13 protein-coding genes are annotated in these 17,251 nt (G+C 60.6%); 9 read left to right on the plus strand and 4 right to left on the minus strand.

The features are described from left to right. Positions 1–915, minus strand: a complete 915-nt coding sequence (locus PMI01S_RS20290) for a coiled-coil domain-containing protein (protein ID WP_084321851.1) — start codon at positions 913–915, stop codon at positions 1–3. A 316-nt stretch (positions 916–1,231) separates the two neighbouring features. Here PMI01S_RS20290 and PMI01S_RS20295 point away from each other — a divergent pair, with 316 nt between their 5' ends. Continuing rightward, positions 1,232–1,537, plus strand: a complete 306-nt coding sequence (locus PMI01S_RS20295) for a DUF6388 family protein (RefSeq protein WP_084321852.1) — start codon at positions 1,232–1,234, stop codon at positions 1,535–1,537. A gap of 105 nt (positions 1,538–1,642) precedes the next feature. Here PMI01S_RS20295 and nadC read toward each other — a convergent pair whose 3' ends face one another. Beyond that, positions 1,643–2,491: a carboxylating nicotinate-nucleotide diphosphorylase gene (gene nadC, locus PMI01S_RS20300; protein WP_084321853.1), complete on the minus strand. Its 849-nt coding sequence runs from the start codon at positions 2,489–2,491 to the stop codon at positions 1,643–1,645. A gap of 350 nt (positions 2,492–2,841) precedes the next feature. Here nadC and PMI01S_RS20305 point away from each other — a divergent pair, with 350 nt between their 5' ends. The 5 genes from PMI01S_RS20305 (at position 2,842) to PMI01S_RS20325 (ending at position 9,430) form a co-directional block, all read left to right on the plus strand. Next, the gene (locus tag PMI01S_RS20305) at positions 2,842–5,058 is read left to right on the plus strand and encodes a DUF1631 domain-containing protein (protein ID WP_084321854.1); all 2,217 of its coding nucleotides are present in this window, start codon (positions 2,842–2,844) and stop codon (positions 5,056–5,058) included. A 64-nt stretch (positions 5,059–5,122) separates the two neighbouring features. After that, positions 5,123–5,683, plus strand: a complete 561-nt coding sequence (ampD, locus tag PMI01S_RS20310; RefSeq protein WP_084321855.1) for a 1,6-anhydro-N-acetylmuramyl-L-alanine amidase AmpD — start codon at positions 5,123–5,125, stop codon at positions 5,681–5,683. Continuing rightward, positions 5,680–6,516 carry a regulatory signaling modulator protein AmpE gene (gene ampE / locus PMI01S_RS20315; protein WP_084321856.1) on the plus strand — a complete coding sequence of 279 codons (837 nt, stop codon included), beginning with the start codon at positions 5,680–5,682 and terminating at the stop codon, positions 6,514–6,516. Before ampD ends, ampE begins: the two co-directional genes overlap by 4 nt. A gap of 1,599 nt (positions 6,517–8,115) precedes the next feature. Then, positions 8,116–8,820: a methyl-accepting chemotaxis protein gene (locus PMI01S_RS32475; protein WP_371850930.1), complete on the plus strand. Its 705-nt coding sequence runs from the start codon at positions 8,116–8,118 to the stop codon at positions 8,818–8,820. 220 nt (positions 8,821–9,040) lie between these two features. After that, a complete protein-coding gene (locus tag PMI01S_RS20325) occupies positions 9,041–9,430 on the plus strand; it encodes a hypothetical protein (protein WP_084321858.1) in 390 nt (129 codons plus the stop codon). On the opposite strand, the gene PMI01S_RS20330 is transcribed toward PMI01S_RS20325, so the two are convergent. Together PMI01S_RS20330 and cra are read right to left on the minus strand one after the other, a co-directional pair. Next, positions 9,431–10,207, minus strand: coding sequence for a TatD family hydrolase (locus PMI01S_RS20330; RefSeq protein ID WP_084321859.1), 777 nt, complete (start codon positions 10,205–10,207; stop codon positions 9,431–9,433). Between the two features lie 3 nt (positions 10,208–10,210). Beyond that, a complete protein-coding gene (gene cra / locus PMI01S_RS20335; protein ID WP_084321860.1) occupies positions 10,211–11,206 on the minus strand; it encodes a catabolite repressor/activator in 996 nt (331 codons plus the stop codon). A gap of 281 nt (positions 11,207–11,487) precedes the next feature. On the opposite strand from cra, the gene ptsP reads away from it, so the two are divergent. Genes ptsP through PMI01S_RS20350 form a run of 3 tightly spaced genes read left to right on the plus strand, consistent with a single transcriptional unit; the run spans position 11,488 to position 17,041 of the window. Next, positions 11,488–14,349, plus strand: coding sequence for a phosphoenolpyruvate--protein phosphotransferase (gene ptsP / locus PMI01S_RS20340; protein ID WP_084321861.1), 2,862 nt, complete (start codon positions 11,488–11,490; stop codon positions 14,347–14,349). Continuing rightward, positions 14,349–15,290: a 1-phosphofructokinase gene (pfkB, locus tag PMI01S_RS20345; protein ID WP_084321862.1), complete on the plus strand. Its 942-nt coding sequence runs from the start codon at positions 14,349–14,351 to the stop codon at positions 15,288–15,290. Before ptsP ends, pfkB begins: the two co-directional genes overlap by 1 nt. Before the next feature lie 11 nt (positions 15,291–15,301). After that, positions 15,302–17,041 carry a PTS fructose-like transporter subunit IIB gene (locus PMI01S_RS20350; RefSeq protein ID WP_084321863.1) on the plus strand — a complete coding sequence of 580 codons (1,740 nt, stop codon included), beginning with the start codon at positions 15,302–15,304 and terminating at the stop codon, positions 17,039–17,041. Positions 17,042–17,251: the final 210 nt, after the last annotated feature.

The raw sequence follows: 17,251 nt of genomic DNA on the forward strand, positions 1-17,251 counted from the left end.
TTATTTCACCTTTCTGCTCAAATCTTCAACGCTGCGTTTGAGCTGATCCAGTTGATTGTCCTGATCGCTGACTTCCCGCTTGAGGCTGGACAGGTCGCTGGCGCTCGAGCTGGAATTCGATCCGGCGCTGCGCTTTAGATCTTCCACCTGGCTGGCAAGCCTTTTCAGGTCGTTTTCCTGTTCGTTGACGGTGCGCTTGAGATCACTCACTTCGCTGGAGCTGGAGTTCGAACTTGCGCTCGAGCCGCTGCTGCGTTTGAGATCGTCCATCTGACTGGCAAGTTTTTTCAGGTGGTTGTCCTGTTCGCTGGCCGTACGCTTGAGTTCGCTGACTTCACTGGAACTGGAACTGGAGCTGGAACTCGACGTGCTATTGCGTTTGAGTTCATCCACGGCCTTGGCGAGGTTTACCAGGCCGGTGTTCTGTTCGCTGACCGTGCGTTTGAGGTCGTTAACTTCGCCAGCGCTGGAGCTGGAGCTTGAGCCGCTGTTGCGTTTTAACTCGTCCATGGCCTTGGCGAGGTTTTTCAGCGCCGTTTCCTGTTCACTGACGGTGCGCTTGAGTTTGTCCACTTCGCTGGCAGTCGAGCTCGAACCGGACAGCGTGTTCTTTTTCAACTCTTCGATGAGCCGCGCCTGTGCACTGACGGTTTTCTTCAGCTCTTCCAGATCTGCCGTATCGGTTTTAACTACTCTTTGTAATCTTTCCACGTCCTCGATACTGATACCGGATCTGACCATCACGTCTGTGCCGTAATAGTTGTGGAAAACGAGGAATTTATCGGAAGAGTTTGCGCTGTCGGATTTGTACTCCAGACCTGCTTGAACCGAATCGGGCATTGCCAGGGTGCCGAGAAGAAGGGCGGTCATGCCAGTTGCAGGCAGGATGGACGAAAGCTTGGAAAAATTGCGCATCACCGGGTTCCTTGTGAAGTGCCTAGATGGCACATCGCTATGACTTTACCTTTTGAATGTTGTTCCGGGGTAGCGAAGGAAAATTTGCAGAAAGCCCGATCAGCGGTTTTTTTGTAGATTTGATGTAAAAGTCCATATAAATCGTCGACCAAACGTCCTATATTCGGACGTTGAACACGTACCACTTTGCAGTTTTCAAATGATCCACGAATGGTTCTGAAGGCCAGACAAACCGGGCTTCACACGGTTTCTCTGCGTCAGAGAGATCCTTGATGATCCAGATCCATCTTCCATTCCCCCGATCAGCGAGAACGACATGACCGTTAAAGAATTGACCCAGGAAGCCAGGCACGAAGAAGCGCTGAAGAAGTACTTGCTTGAATCGCCCCAGCTAGCCGAAGAGATCAAAGACCTGCCCGCCGACGATCAGAAAGACCAGATTCAGTGGGCGTTCGAGGATGAAGCGGAAGCCCAGGGATTGCAGCCGTGGGAACTGACGCTCAAGTACACCTCGAGCCCGGAAGAATTCGAGGCGGCGCGCCTCGCGCTGCACAAGGAGGCGGCCGAGGTATTGGGCGTCGAGTGGGAAGAGTACTGCGAGATGAACAATCTGGTGGTCTGACCCTTGTAGGAGCCGGCTTGCTGGCGAAGGCGGCGTAACGGGTAAACCGCGTCGCCTGGATCGCCAGCAAGCCGGCTCCTACAGTTTCATGCCGTTCAGGAAATTTCAGAGGCTTAAACGCATCGACAGATCGACAGCCTTCACATCCTTGGTCATTGCACCAATCGAAATGTAATCCACCCCGGTTTCGGCGATCGGTAGCAACGTGCTCTCGTTGATGCCGCCGCTGGCTTCCAGTTTTGCCTTGCCGCCGTTCAGGCGCACGGCTTCGCGCATGTCATCCAGGCTCAACTCGTCGAGCATGATGATGTCTGCACCGGCCGCCAGGGCCTCCTTCAGCTCCGCCAGGCTTTCCACTTCGATCTCCACCGGCTTGCCCGGGGCAATCTTGTGCGCGGCGTTGATCGCTTCAGGGATGCCACCGCAGGCGGCGATGTGGTTTTCCTTGATCAGGAAGGCGTCGTACAAGCCGATGCGGTGGTTGTGGCAACCGCCGCAGGTCACGGCATATTTCTGTGCCAGACGCAGTCCCGGCAGGGTTTTACGGGTATCGAGCAGCTTCACCTGCGTTTCGCCAACGAAATCCGCCAGGTATTGCGCGCGCGTGGCCACGCCGGACAGCAATTGCAGGAAATTCAGTGCACAGCGTTCGCCTGTCAGCAGTGAGCGCGCGGGGCCTTCGAGGTGGAACAGGGCCTGATTGGGCTTCACCCGTTCGCCATCGCGCACCTGCCAATGCACGGCCACTCGCGGGTCCAGTTGCCGGAACACGGCATCGACCCAGGCGGTGCCGGCGATGACAGCGGCGTCGCGGGTGATGATGGTGGCTTTGGCCAGGCGTTCGGCCGGGATCAGCTGCGCAGTGATGTCGCCGCTGCCGATGTCTTCACGCAACGCACGGCGCACGTTGGCTTCGATTTCGGCGGTCAGATCGGCGAGACGTAGATTCGGCATAACGGGCTCCACAAACAAAGTGGCCCGATTATAGGGCCATGGCGCAGGGCAACCCAAGGCGTGAGAGACCTTCCGGTCGCTCTGAAACCTGTATTTGGTCGATTTGCCCGAGCAATTGGCGCTAAGCGGCGGTCAATCCGGAACGTCTGTTTCAATACGAAGTAAAGAGTCCGCTGGCAGACGGGACGTCTTTTGCAAGATAATGCGCCTTTCATTTGACGTCATAGCTTTGACGTAAATATGTATCCCGAATTTTTGAATGACAGCGGATGGGCAGTGTCCACTGTTGAGCGCGGTTGTGAGGCCGGCGCACCGAATCTACCGACGCATCACCGTTTCAGGAGACCAGGATGCACAACGACGGGAATGTAGTGCCTTTGCACAAGGCGCCTACCGATCAGGCGACACCTTCGCCGCTCGCCCGTGTGCCTGTGATTCTGCTTCAGGTTCGCGACAAGGCTGCGCTGCAGCTCAGGCATGGTTTGCAGGAGCTGTTCGATAACGCCGACGACACGCTGTTCGAAATGGCTGACCGCGCCCGAAACGATGTCGAGCAGAACCTCTTTTTCCAGGCCATGCGCGACTTGCGCCTCAAGCGCAAAAGTATCGAGCGGGTGTTTCTCGAACAATTCCTCGAGGCGTTTGTCGGGCTCGCCCGAAACGACACGGCCAGGTCTGCCTTGCCCCGGACACTGACCTTCGACACCTCGACTGCGCAGTTCGGCGATGACCTGGAGCGCAGCGTGGCGGTGGAAGCCATGGTCAACAAGGTGCTGAGCCGGGACGGTTTCGGTCTCGATCAACTGACCGCTCGGCTCAGCATGCTGCTGGGCAAGAAGCTGGTGGCTCAGCACAACCCGCTGGGCCCGGCGATGCTGTGTGACTATTTCATGCAGGCCGGGCGTAATCTGGGGGTGGAGATCAAGGTCAAGCTGATCATCCTGAAGCTCTTCGAACGCTATGTGCTCAGCAACACCGACGAACTCTATACCGAAGCCAATCAACTGCTGATCGCCACCGGCATATTGCCCGAACTCAAGCCCGCGCCGACGCGGCGTGCGACCGATCGGGCGGAGGCCAGTGTCCGTGCCGAGCCCCTCGAAGCCGGTATCGATCCCGGTAGCATGCCGGTCGACGACGGCGTGCAAGAGGTTTTCGCGGCGCTGCAGGAGCTGCTGTTCCACGTACGCGGCAGTGTCGCGCCGACGCTGGAAGTCAGTGGCACGGCCCAGCCGATTTCCACTCGCGACCTGCTGCGCCTGCTCTCGCATTTGCAACAATACGTGCCGGCGCCGGCCGCCCAGGACGATTTCGACCTGCGCAACCAGCTTGAACAACTGCTGACCCGGGTCAGCGTCAAAAGCGGCAAGTCACGCGTGGTGGGTGTGGCCGATGAGGACGTGATCAACCTGATCGCCATGCTGTTCGAATGCATTCTGGATGACCGCAATCTGCCGGATTCTCTCAAGGCGTTGATCGGCCGCTTGCAGATCCCGATGCTCAAAGTGGCCGTGCTCGACAAAAGTTTCTTCAGTCGCAGCAGTCATCCGGCCCGCCGTCTGCTCAACGAAATCGCCGCAGCGGCCATGGGGTGGGGCGAATGTGATGACCATCAGCGCGACAGTCTGTACCTGCGTATCGAGCAAGTCGTACAGCGCTTGTTGAACGATTTTGTCGATGATCCGGCCATCTTTTCCGAACTGCTGGCGGATTTTCTCGCGTTCACCAGCGACGAGCGTCGTCGCAGCGAGCTGCTGGAACAACGCACCCGCGATGCCGAGGAAGGCCGCGCCAAAACCGAAATGGCCCGTCAGCGCGTCGAACAGGCGCTGAACCAAGTGCTGATGGGCAAGGTTCTGCCGCAGCGGGTAGTGGCGTTTGTCCAGGAGGCCTGGAGCCAGGTGTTGTTGCTGACCTGTCTCAAGCACGGCGATCAGTCGGCCGAATGGCATACCGATGTGCAAACCATGGAACAACTGGTCTGGAGCGTCCAGCGCCATGCCGAACCTGACGCGAGCCTGCGCCTGTTGGCGTTGGTGCCGGGGTTGCTCAAGTCCTTGCGTGACGGGTTGAGCAGCGCGGCATTCGATCCGTTTGCCACCGGCGAGTTTTTCAGTGAACTGGAAAGCCTGCACGTTCAGCTGTTCGAACGTCCGGATCAGACACCGGCATCCACCCGCGAAGCCGATGCGCCGGTGATGGTGCAAGTGCAGGAAGAAGTCGTTCTGCGCACCGCCGACGAAGGGGTGGTGGCGCCGACCTCGGTACGCTTGCCGACGGATGATGCGAGCCTTGTTCAGGTTGATCAACTGCACCCGGGCTGCTGGGTCGAGTTTCAGGAGGACGAGGATCACACCCTGCGCTGCAAACTGACGGCGATCATCGAGGCCACGGGCAACTACATTTTCGTCGACCGCACCGGGATGAAAGTCCTGGAGCGCAGCCGTACCGGCCTGGCCCTGGATTTTCGCGGTGGCGTGGTGCGAATCCTGGACGATACCTTGCTCTTCGACCGGGCGCTGGAGTCGGTGATTGGCAACCTGCAGCGTCTCAATCGCGGCAAGTGATCGCGCGGCGGGGGGCTATCGCGGCATACTGGGCGCCAACACAGTCGACGTTGAAGGAACCTGTATGCAGTTGGACCCCGCGAGCGGTTGGTGTCAGGGCGTGAATGTCTGCCCTTCACCCAACTTCAATGCGCGCCCCACGGGCGAAATTTCCCTGCTGGTGATCCACAACATCAGTCTGCCGCCGGCGCAGTTCGCCACCGGCAAGGTGCAGGAATTTTTCCAGAACCGGCTGGATGTCACAGAGCATCCCTACTTTGAAGGGATCGCCGACCTGCGGGTGTCCGCGCACTTTCTGATTGAGCGTGACGGCACTGTCACTCAGTTTGTCTCCTGTCTTGAGCGTGCCTGGCATGCCGGCGTGTCGTGTTTCGACGGCCGGGAAACCTGTAACGATTTTTCCGTGGGCATCGAGCTCGAGGGCACGGATGATCTGCCGTTCACCGACGCTCAATATGAGGCGTTGACGGCCCTGACCTTGCAGCTGCAAAGCACTTTCACGGCCATCACCGCACAGCGCATCTGTGGACATAGCGATATCGCGCCGGGGCGCAAGACCGATCCGGGGCCGGCGTTCGATTGGGCGCGCTATCGCGCCGCCCTGGCTAAAGAGGAACAAGAATGAGTTTTCTGGTGTTGCTGTTGGCGGTGTGGATCGAGAAATTCTCGGCGTTGCGCCATCGGATTCAACGTGACGGCGGCTGGGTGCGCGAGCTGCACAAGCTTGAAGTCAACCCGCGTCTGGCCGACCGTCCGTGGTTGATATTGGTGATTCTGGTGTTGCTGCCGGTGGCGCTGCTGGGCTTGCTACTGGTGGTTCTGGAACCGGTGGCTTACGGACTGTTGGCGTTGCCGGTGCATTTACTGGTGGTCATCTACAGCCTGGGGCGCGGCGATCTGCTGGCCGGTCTCGGGCCGTTTCGCGATGCCTGGCGCCGGGAAGACTTGCAGGCCGCCGCTCACGTGGCAAAGCGCGACCTGGATATTTGCGCCGACAGTGGCGAACAATTGCTGGAACGGGTGGAAGGGCATCTGCTCTGGGAGGCTTACCAGAGCTTTTTTGCGGTGATTTTCTGGTACTTCCTGTTGGGTCCGGTGGCGGCGTTGAGCTATCGACTGCTGGCACTTGCCGAAGAGCATGGGCAGAGCCTGGCTGTTGTCGAGCGCGCCGCACAATTGCGTCACGCGTTCGATTGGGTCCCGGTGCGTCTGCTGGCGGCCAGTTTTGCGTTGGTCGGCAACTTTGTCGCGGTCAGCCGGGTGATGCTGCACGAACTGCTGAACTGGAACATCAGCGCCGCCCAGTTGATCGAGAAGGTCGGGCTGGTGGCCGGTGAAATTCCTGCACCGGTGGTCGGGCCGGACGGCATCAACAGTCTCGACCGGATCTGGGAATTGCTGCTGCGAGCGGCGGTGCTCTGGTACGCCGGTTTTGCGCTGTGGACCGTCCTTCCCTGAACACCGAGTCCCGTGTAGGCGCCGGCTTGCTGGCGATGGATGCGCCTCGGTGTTTGAGCAACACCGCGTTGATGCTATCGCCAGCAAGCCGGCTCCCACAGGGGCAGTGTTGGCAAGGCGCCTTGTGACCGGCAGGTCCGCTGCGAATGCCGTTAACCTTAAGTTACAAAACCTCCCGCCGATTTAAGCTATACAGAGATAGCACTGAATAGTGGCTATCTGCTGCCTGCCTGTGCCTGCCAATAAAAATAAGAATGCAAAGGGAGACTTCCAGTGAAGAGCTTGCTCTATCCCGCCGTCGCGCTAATGAATCGCCTGAGCTTCGGCATGAAGTTCAGCCTGATCAGCGTTCTGTTCCTGGTGCCGATGCTGGTGACCAACTTTTACCTGGTGCGCGATTCCTATCGTGAATTCCAGGGCACTCAGGTCGAACTGCAGAGCCTCGACCTGCTGGGCAGCAGCCTGACCTTGCGACGTGGCCTGGAAACCCTGAACAACCTGGTGCAGATCAACGTTTACCTTGGCCAGTCCGGCAAGGCTGGCAATGTCGAGACCAAAATCAGCGCCCTGGAACAAAGCGTCCTGGCCCGTCTGGAAGGGCTTGCTGCAATGACCACTGATCCGGAGCAGATAGCGGTTTTCGATGGTAAACGCGATGAAATGATCACTGCGTTCAAGGCCCAGCAAGCAGAAAACTCCCTGCAAAGCAAAAGTGCGCTGATCGGCAAATTGCTCGGCAACGCACAGATTTTCAGCCAGATCATCGCCAGTCAGGCCGGTTTGAGCCGGGACAGCCAGAGCGACATGCGTCAGCTCACTGAACTCATTACCAACGTCACACCGCCCGTCACCCAGACGTTGGGCGATGGCCGCGCGATGGGCGCCTACTCGCTGGGGCAAGGGTTCCTCAATTCGTCGTCGAGCACCCGTTTCGAAGAGTTGCTGGCGCAGATCGAAAAGCTGCAGGCCGAGTACGGACTGAAGTTGCAGGACGCGCTGGGCTCAAGCAAAGCGGCGCGTGAAACCTTGGCCGCGCAGGCCGAAAGCAGTAAGGCGACGCTGAAAAAAGCCAGTGAACTGTTCGAAGAACAAGTGGTGATGGCCGACACCCTCGATGCGCCGTGGCAGGACTTCTACGATCAGGTCACCGGCCTGATGGACCAGACTTACCAACTCAACGAAGCCACCCTGAAATTTCTCGACACCCAATTGCAACAGCGACTGGCCCAGAACCGCACGCACATGGTCCTGCAGGCCGTCGCGTTGTCGGTGGTATTTGTGCTGATCTTCTACCTCTACGGCGGCTTCTACGCCTCGACCCGCACCACCCTCAAGCGTCTTGGCGCGATGATGGACAAGGTGGCGGCCGGTGACATGACCGTGACTTTCAACGCCAACAGCCGTGATGAACTGGGCGAGTTGGGCGAGGTGTTCAACGGCACCGTGAAGAAAATCCATGACCTGATCGAGCGTGTCGGCCACACCGTCGGTGAAGTCGAGCGTCAGGCCGGTCAGGTCGAGAACGTGTCGGCCCAGAGTAACCAGGCCGTCGCGGGTCAGCGCACACAGATCGAACAGGTCGCCACGGCCATGAATCAGATGTCGGCCACGTCACTGGAAGTGGCTCGCAGTGCTGCGGCGGCGGTCAGCAGCGCCCACAGTGTCAACGACGAGACCATCAGCGGGCGCGGTCTGGTGGAATCGCAACAGGGCAGCATTGCCGCATTGGCCAGCGAGATCGACCAATCGGTGGGGGTGATCAATCAACTGGCCAGTGACAGCCAGTCCATCAGCCGCGTGCTGGAGGTGATCAAGAGCATCGCCGAGCAGACCAACCTGCTGGCGCTCAACGCGGCCATCGAAGCGGCGAGGGCGGGCGAGCAGGGTCGAGGTTTCGCAGTGGTGGCGGACGAGGTCCGGACTTTGGCCAAACGCACCCAGCAATCCACTGAAGAAATCGAACAGATGATCACCAAACTACACAGCGGTGTCGGTGCGGCGGTGAAGGCCATGGGCACCAGCCATCAAATGGCCAGTGGCACGGTGGGACAGTCGGAAAAGGTCCAGCAGGCGCTGGAAAATATCCTCGGCGCGGTAGGAATGATCGTCGACCAGAACCAGCAGATCGCTGCTGCCGTGGAACAACAGACTGCCGTGGCGCACGACATCGACCAGAACATCGTCGAGATCAACCGTGCCGGCGAGCGCACTGCCGAAGGTGCGCACCAGACCGAAAACGCCAGTCGGGCGTTGTCGGCTCAGGTGGTGGAATTGAAACAGCTGATCAGCGCGTTTCGGGTCTAGAGAGCACACAGAAACCAATGTGTGCGGGCTTGCTCGCGAAAGCGGCGTAACATTCAACAGAAATGTCGACTGTCACGCCGCTCCCACAGTTTTTTGTGCACTGTCTGTAGTAATTATTACCTCCCCGCGTCGGCAATATCCGGTTTTCCCCCAGGCTCTGGCATTTGGTCTTCAATGAAGGATGATCCACAACCCTGACCTACCCTGAGGAGGCTCGGTTATGTCCTTTGCTACAACTGGAATCCAGGGGCACTGTGCCCATTGCGGGAGCACGCGGCTACTCGAACCCTGGCAACTCAACGCCATCGCAATCAACGAAGCATTCTCTTGTTCCCACTGCCACAAAGCCTTGCAACTGAGCGACCCAACGCAGATCCGGCGCATCAAGTCCCTCGACTCACTCGCGATGTTGCGGGCGAGTACGTTGGTGATGGTTTGCACCGCGCTGCTGGTGGCGTTGGTGATGGAGTGGGTCGGGTTGCTCAGCGTGGTCGAGCAATTGAATTTCTCGCTGGTGGCAATTCTGATCTACTGCGGCGTTGTTCAGTACGCGAGGCATCGGCAGCACATCACGTTGATTCTCGATGCAGCAAAGGCTCACGCCGATTGACTACCAGTTGAACAGCTCACAGGCATTGGCCGTGCTCGCGGCGGCCAGTTGCTCAGGGCTGATCGCCATGATTTTCGCCAGCGCCTCGCAGATCGCCGGCAGATGCGCCGGGCTGTTGCGTTGACCGGGAAACATGGCCGGCGCCATGTCCGGTGAGTCGGTTTCCAGCACCACCGATTCCAGCGGCAGCTCGGCCAGCACGCGGTGCATGCGCAACGCCTGCGGCCAGGTCGCCGCGCCGCCGAGGCCCAGTTTGAAGCCGAGCCTGATGTACTCGCGGGCCTCTTCCTTGCTGCCGGCGAAGGCGTGAATGATGCCCGCGCGTTTCAACTTGAAGCGCTTGAGCGTGGCAATCACCGCCGCATGGCTGCGCCGCACATGGATCAACGCCGGCAGATTGAAGTCCGCTGCCAGTTGCAGTTGTGCGTCGAACAACGTCTGCTGGCGTTCACGATCGAGGGTTTCGATGAAGTAATCCAGGCCGATCTCGCCCACCGCACACAGCTGGCGGTGATCGGCCAGGCGGGTCAGCCAGTCACCCAGTTCGCGTAAATCTTCAGGGCGATGATCATCCAGATACACCGGGTGCAAACCGAATGCCGCGTGCAGATCGGGATCGCTCAGCACCAACTCCCAGACTCGCTGCCAATTGGCCTGATAAACCCCCAGCACCACCATCCGCCGCACACCGAGGGCGCGGCTCTCACTGAGCAGCGCCTGACGATCCTCGTTGAAGTCCGGAAAATCCAGATGAGTGTGGGTGTCGATCAGCTCCACGGTTCAGTCCTGGCGAATACGCTGCTTGAAGGTCCGCGCGATGGCCTGCACGCCGGGCTGGTAATCGGACTGCTCAATGGCCGCGAGGGCCAATTGCAGCGCTTTGTCGGCGATCAACTGGTGCTGCTGGGCCATGGCGTTGACCGGCAGTGGCAGGAAGTCCAGCAACTGCGTATCACCGAATGTGCCGAGGCGCAGCGGGCGGGTTTTCAGCGGGAAGTCGTGCAAGGCGTCGAATACGCCCTGAAGCAACACGTAGGAAGTGGTCACCAACGCATCCGGCAAATGACCCAGGCGCTGGAGCATTTCTTCCATCAACTGCTTGCCGCACTCGCGGCTGAACGATTCGCCGTGTTCGATGAGGATTTCGCCTTTGAACCCGGCCAGAGCTTCCTTGAACCCTGCCGCCCGCTCCTGGCTGATGCTCAGTTCAGGGCGTGCGCCAATCAGGGCGATCTGCTTGGGCAGCGGGTCGAGCAGGCTGCGCGTCAGTTGCAGGCTGGCTTCGCGATCATCGCTGATCACCGAGCAGAAATGCTCAGGCTCCATGACCCGGTCGATGGCGATGATCGGGATACCCTTGGCTTGCAACTGACGGTAACTGTCGTCACCGGTCGGCAGGCAACTGGCGACGATCAACGCGTCGCAACGACGGGCGCGGAACAGTTGCAGCAATTGGCGTTCGCTGTCCGGCGCGTCGTCGGAACTGGCGATCAGCAACTGATAGCCGCGCGCCCGGGCACCTTGCTCCAGCAGTTTGGCGATTCGTGCGTAACTGGGGTTTTCCAGGTCCGGCAGAATGAAGCCCAGCGTGCGGGTGTGCCGACTGCGCAGCCCGGCCGCCTGGGGGTTGGGCGTGAAGCCATGCTGCTCGACGACCGCGCGCACGCGCTCGACGGTGGCGCTGCTGATGCGTTGCTGTTCGGCCTTGCCATTGATGACATAACTGGCGGTGGTCACGGACACACCGGCCAGTTGGGCGATATCACTGAGTTTCAACTCGGGTTTCCTTGTTTGTCGGCCGACATTTTCGCCAATCCTACCCGATTCAGGCAGGCAACTATTGTCGCAGCCAATCCGACAAGTTGGACTTCAAGGATGGGACATTATCGAGTAACGTGCCAATCATTCTAGATTAAACGTTTCAGCAAGCGTATTTTCTACGTTCAGGTGCATTTTGGCCGGTTCTGCCGTGAAACCGCCAAAAGTGATGATTAAGCGCCTAAGCTGACTCATTCAAAACAATACCTGGCACCTCAAGGTGCCAAAAAGGAGAAAGCATGCTCGAGCTCACGATAGAGCAGATTTCCATGGGCCAATCGGCCGTGGACAAGTCCGCAGCGTTGCATCTGCTGGCACACCATCTGGTCGCCGATGGCCTGGTGGCGGAGGGTTATCTCGCCGGTTTGCAAGCACGCGAAGCCCAGGGCTCGACCTTTCTCGGTCAAGGTATTGCCATCCCCCACGGTACGCCGGAAACCCGCGACCAGGTGTTTTCCACCGGCGTGCGGCTGATGCAGTTTCCCGAAGGCGTGGATTGGGGCGACGGTCAGATTGTCTACCTGGCGATCGGCATCGCCGCAAAATCCGATGAACACTTGCGGCTCCTGCAGCTGCTGACCCGCGCCCTCGGCGAGACCGATCTGGGCCAGGCCCTGCGTCGCGCCGCTTCTGCCGAAGCCTTGTTGAAACTGCTGCAAGGCGCGCCGCAGGAACTGGCGCTGGATGCACAGATGATCGGCCTGGGCGTGTCGGCCGATGACTTCGAAGAACTGGTCTGGCGCGGTGCCCGTTTGCTGCGACAGGCAGATTGTGTGAGCAATGGTTTCTCCGCGGTGCTGCAACAGGTCGAGGCGCTGCCACTCGGCGATGGCTTGTGGTGGTTGCACAGCGAACAAACGGTCAAGCGTCCGGGCCTGGCCTTCGTCACCCCGGATAAACCGATGCGTTATCTCGGTCAGCCGCTCAGCGGCCTGTTCTGTCTGGCCAGCCTCGGCGAGGCGCATCAGGCCCTGCTCGAACGCCTTTGCGCGCTGCTGATCGAAGGCCGTGGCCATGAACTGGGGCGCGCCACCAGCAGCCGCAAAGTGCTCGAAGTGCTCGGCGGTGAACTGCCGGTAGACTGGCCGAGCGCGCGCATTGCGCTGGCAAACGCCCACGGTTTGCACGCGCGCCCGGCGAAAATCCTCGCGCAACTGGCGAAGAGTTTTGAAGGCGAGATTCGTGTGCGCATCGTCGACGGACAGGACAGCGCCGTGTCGGTGAAGAGCTTGAGCAAGTTGCTCAGCCTCGGCGCCCGTCGCGGTCAAGTGCTCGAATTTGTCGCCGAGCCGAGCATTGCCGCCGACGCCTTGCCAGCCTTGCTGGCCGCGATCGAAGAAGGCCTGGGTGAAGAAGTCGAGCCATTGCCCGCCGTGAGCCAGCAGCGCGAAGTCGTTGCGGATGTGGCTGAAGTGCTGCTCGCTCCGGCGTCCGGCAGTCTGGTCCAGGCCATCGCCGCAGCGCCGGGCATCGCCATCGGCCCGGCGCATATTCAGGTGCTGCAAACCATCGATTACCCGCTGCGCGGTGAGTCCGCCGCCATTGAGCGCGAGCGTCTCAAGCAAGCGCTGGCAGACGTGCGCCGCGACATCGAAGGCTTGATCGAACGCAGCAAATCCAAAGCCATTCGCGAAATCTTCATTACCCACCAGGAAATGCTCGACGACCCGGAATTGACCGATGAAGTCGAAACTCGCCTCAAACAGGGCGAAAGTGCCGAAGCGGCGTGGATGGCGGTGATCGAAGCGGCGGCGAAGCAACAGGAGTCGCTGCAGGACGCCTTGCTCGCCGAACGCGCGGCAGATTTGCGTGATATCGGCAGACGCGTGCTGGCGCAACTGAGCGGCGTCGAAACCCCGAGTGAACCCGATCAACCGTACATTCTGGTGATGGACGAAGTCGGTCCTTCCGACGTGGCGCGTCTCGATCCAACCCGCGTCGCCGGCATTCTCACCGCCCGTGGCGGCGCCACCGCGCACAGCGCCATCGTCGCCCGCGCGCTCGGCATTCCGGCATTGGTCGGCGCGGGTGCGGCGGTGTTGCTGCTGGCGCCGGGTACGCCGTTGCTGCTCGATGGCCAGCGCGGTCGCTTGCATGTGGACGCTGACACGGCGACCTTGCAGCGCGCCACCGAAGAGCGTGACACCCGCGAGCAACGCTTGAAGGCGGCTGCCGAACAACGTCATCAACCGGCACTGACTACCGACGGGCACGCGGTGGAGGTGTTCGCCAACATCGGTGAAAGCGCTGGTGTCACCAGCGCAGTGGAGCAGGGCGCTGAAGGCATCGGCCTGCTGCGTACCGAACTGATTTTCATGGCCCACTCGCAGGTGCCGGACGAAGCGACTCAGGAAGTCGAATACCGCCGCGTGCTCGATGGCCTCGCCGGTCGGCCGCTGGTGGTGCGCACCCTCGACGTCGGCGGCGACAAACCGCTGCCGTATTGGCCAATCGCCAAGGAAGAAAACCCCTTCCTCGGCGTGCGCGGCATTCGTCTGACCTTGCAGCGTCCGCACATCATGGAAGCGCAATTGCGTGCCCTGCTGCGTGCCGCTGATAACCGCCCGCTGCGCATCATGTTCCCGATGGTCGGCAGCGTCGACGAGTGGCGGCAGGCGCGGGACATGACCGAACGGCTGCGTCTGGAAATCCCGGTGGCGGACCTGCAACTGGGGATCATGATCGAGGTGCCGTCGGCTGCGTTGCTGGCGCCGGTGCTGGCCAAAGAGGTCGACTTCTTCAGTGTCGGCACCAACGACCTGACTCAATACACCCTGGCCATCGACCGTGGTCACCCGACCCTGTCGGCCCAGGCTGACGGCTTGCACCCGGCGGTGCTGCAACTGATCGACATCACCGTGCGCGCAGCCCATGCCCATGGCAAGTGGGTCGGCGTGTGCGGCGAGCTGGCGGCCGATCCGCTGGCGGTGCCGGTGCTGGTCGGTCTTGGTGTGGACGAATTGAGCGTGTCGGGCCGCAGCATTGCCGAGGTCAAGGCGCGCATTCGCGAACTCAGCCTGGCCCAGACCCAAACCCTTGCTCAACAGGCGCTTGCCGTGGGCAGCGCAAATGAAGTGCGCGCATTAGTGGAGGCCCTGTAATGGCCAAGATCCTGACCCTGACCCTCAACCCGGCGCTGGACCTGACGGTGCAGTTGCCGCGCCTTGAGCCCGGTCAAGTCAATCGCAGCGACGAGATGCACACCCACGCCGCCGGTAAAGGCGTGAACGTGGCGCAGGTGCTGGCGGACCTTGGGCATCAGCTCACCGTCAGCGGTTTTCTCGGCGAAGACAATCTTCAAGCGTTCGAAACCCTGTTTGCCAAGCGCGGTTTCGTCGATGCGTTTATCCGGGTCCCCGGCGAAACCCGCAGCAATATCAAACTGGCTGAACGAGATGGGCGCATCACTGACATCAACGGCCCGGGGCCAATGGTCAGTGAGTCCGCGCAGCAGGCGTTGCTGGATCGACTGGATCAGATTGCGCCGGGGCACGATGCGGTTGTCGTTGCCGGCAGCCTGCCTCAAGGCATCAGTCCCGAGTGGTTGCAGGCGCTGATTTTTCGCTTGAAAAACCTTGGCTTGAACGTTGCACTGGACACCAGTGGCGAAGCGTTGCGAGAAGCACTCAAGGCCGGTCCGTGGTTGATCAAACCGAACACCGAAGAACTGGCCGAAGTGCTCGGTTGCGAAGTGATTTCGGTCGCGGCTCAAGCCGAAGCGGCGAGCCGCTTGCACGCGCAAGGCATCGAGCACGTGGTGATTTCCCACGGTGCCGATGGCGTGAACTGGTTCAGTGTCGGCGCGGCGATGCATGCCACGCCACCCAGGGTCAGCGTCGCCAGTACGGTGGGCGCTGGTGATTCGTTGCTGGCCGGCATGCTTCATGGTCTGCTCAGTGCCGACACGCCGGAACAGACCCTGCGCACCGCCACGGCGATTGCCGCGATGGCGGTGACCCAGATCGGTTTCGGGATCGGCGATGCGACCCAGTTGGCGCGGCTCGAACAGGGTGTGCGCGTGCGCCCCCTGACAGAACAATAAGAGGGTTTGTCATGAAATTAGCCATTGTTACGGCCTGTCCGAACGGCATGGTCACCAGTGTGCTGTGCGCCCGTTTGCTCGATGCCGCGGCGCAGCGGCAGGGCTGGAGCACCAGCGTCGAAGTGGTGGACGCGGCGCACCCGGAACGCCAATTGTCGGCGGCCACGATCGAGGCTGCCGAGTGGGTGTTGGTGGTGACCAGCGTACCGGTGGACATGTCACGATTCGTCGGCAAGCGCGTGTTCCAAAGCACCCCGGCACATGCTCTGCAAGATGTTGAAGCGGTACTGCGACGCGGTGCTGAAGAGGCTCAGGTCTACGTCGCAGACGAAGTCGTCGCCGAACCTGTGGCCGTCACGAAAAACGCCCCGCGCCTGGTCGCAATCACGGCGTGCCCGACCGGTGTTGCTCACACCTTCATGGCTGCCGAAGCCTTGCAGCAAGCGGCGAAACGTTTGGGGTATGACCTGCAGATCGAAACCCAGGGTTCGGTTGGCGCGCGCAATCCGTTGAGCGCGACGGCGATTGCCGATGCTGACGTGGTGCTGTTGGCGTGCGATATCGAAGTCGCGACCGAGCGTTTTGCCGGCAAGAAAATCTACCGTTGCGGCACGGGCATCGCGTTGAAGCAAGCCGAGGCAACGCTGAACAAAGCGCTGGCCGAAGGCAAACAGGAAAGCGCCGCGACCGGTGCCAAAGGCCCGGCCAAACAAGAGAAGACCGGCGTCTACAAACACCTGCTGACGGGCGTCTCGTTCATGCTGCCGATGGTGGTGGCAGGCGGTCTGATGATCGCGTTGTCGTTCGTGTTCGGCATCACCGCGTTCAAGGAGGAAGGCACACTCGCCGCCGCCCTGATGCAGATCGGCGGCGAGACCGCGTTCAAACTGATGGTGCCGCTGCTGGCGGGTTACATCGCCTACTCGATCGCCGACCGCCCGGGGCTTGCGCCGGGAATGATCGGTGGTCTGCTGGCAAGCACGTTGGGCGCCGGTTTCATTGGCGGGATCATTGCCGGTTTCATCGCCGGTTACGCGGCGCAGGCGATCAATCGGTATGCGCGTTTGCCGCAAAGCCTTGAGGCGTTGAAACCGATCCTGATCATCCCGTTGCTGGCGAGCCTGTTTACGGGATTGGTGATGATCTATGTGGTCGGCAAACCGGTGGCCGGGATGCTTGCGGGGCTCACGCATTTCCTCGACAGCATGGGCACCACCAACGCGATTCTGCTGGGCGTATTGTTGGGCGGGATGATGTGCGTCGACCTTGGTGGGCCGATCAACAAGGCGGCCTATGCGTTCTCGGTGGGGCTGCTGGCGTCGCAGAGTTATGCACCGATGGCCGCGACGATGGCTGCCGGGATGGTGCCGCCGATTGGTCTGGGCATCGCCACGTTCATCGCCCGACGCAAGTTTGCCCAGGCCGAACGTGAAGCCGGGAAAGCGGCGTTGGTGTTGGGGCTGTGCTTTATCTCCGAAGGCGCGATCCCGTTTGCCGCCAAGGACCCGCTGCGGGTGATTCCGGCGAGCATCGCCGGCGGCGCGCTGACCGGTGCGTTGTCGATGTATTTCGGCTGCAAGCTGATGGCGCCGCACGGTGGATTGTTTGTGTTGGCGATCCCGAATGCGATCAACCATGCGCTGCTTTATTTGCTGGCGATTGTGGCCGGGAGTTTGCTGACGGCGGTGGTGTATGCGGTGGTCAAGCGGCCGGAGGTTGTTGACCTGGCAGTAGAGCCCGTCAGCGCATAACCCGTCATTGTAGGAGCCGGCTTGCTGGCGATGGCGTTTTTGAAATCGTCATCGCCAGCAAGCCGGCTCCTACAAGGTTGTGGCGATCACCAAAATTGTGGACGACTCTGATCCTGTGGCAGCGGGCTTGCCCGCGATGACGTCCGCTGACGGCGGTGGTGTATGCGGGTTGTTGACCTGGCAGTAGAGCCTGTCAGCGCATAACCCGTC

The organism is Pseudomonas migulae NBRC 103157 (assembly GCF_002091715.1).
GTDB classification, from domain to species: domain Bacteria; phylum Pseudomonadota; class Gammaproteobacteria; order Pseudomonadales; family Pseudomonadaceae; genus Aquipseudomonas; species Aquipseudomonas migulae_A.

Coding starts and splice junctions, on each gene's coding strand:
- PMI01S_RS20290 (WP_084321851.1), bottom strand. CDS start 915: ATGCGCAATTTTTCCAAGCTTTCGTCCATCCTGCCTGCAACTGGCATG.
- PMI01S_RS20295 (WP_084321852.1), top strand. CDS start 1,232: ATGACCGTTAAAGAATTGACCCAGGAAGCCAGGCACGAAGAAGCGCTG.
- nadC (WP_084321853.1), bottom strand. CDS start 2,491: ATGCCGAATCTACGTCTCGCCGATCTGACCGCCGAAATCGAAGCCAAC.
- PMI01S_RS20305 (WP_084321854.1), top strand. CDS start 2,842: ATGCACAACGACGGGAATGTAGTGCCTTTGCACAAGGCGCCTACCGAT.
- ampD (WP_084321855.1), top strand. CDS start 5,123: ATGCAGTTGGACCCCGCGAGCGGTTGGTGTCAGGGCGTGAATGTCTGC.
- ampE (WP_084321856.1), top strand. CDS start 5,680: ATGAGTTTTCTGGTGTTGCTGTTGGCGGTGTGGATCGAGAAATTCTCG.
- PMI01S_RS32475 (WP_371850930.1), top strand. CDS start 8,116: ATGTCGGCCACGTCACTGGAAGTGGCTCGCAGTGCTGCGGCGGCGGTC.
- PMI01S_RS20325 (WP_084321858.1), top strand. CDS start 9,041: ATGTCCTTTGCTACAACTGGAATCCAGGGGCACTGTGCCCATTGCGGG.
- ptsP (WP_084321861.1), top strand. CDS start 11,488: ATGCTCGAGCTCACGATAGAGCAGATTTCCATGGGCCAATCGGCCGTG.
- pfkB (WP_084321862.1), top strand. CDS start 14,349: ATGGCCAAGATCCTGACCCTGACCCTCAACCCGGCGCTGGACCTGACG.
- PMI01S_RS20350 (WP_084321863.1), top strand. CDS start 15,302: ATGAAATTAGCCATTGTTACGGCCTGTCCGAACGGCATGGTCACCAGT.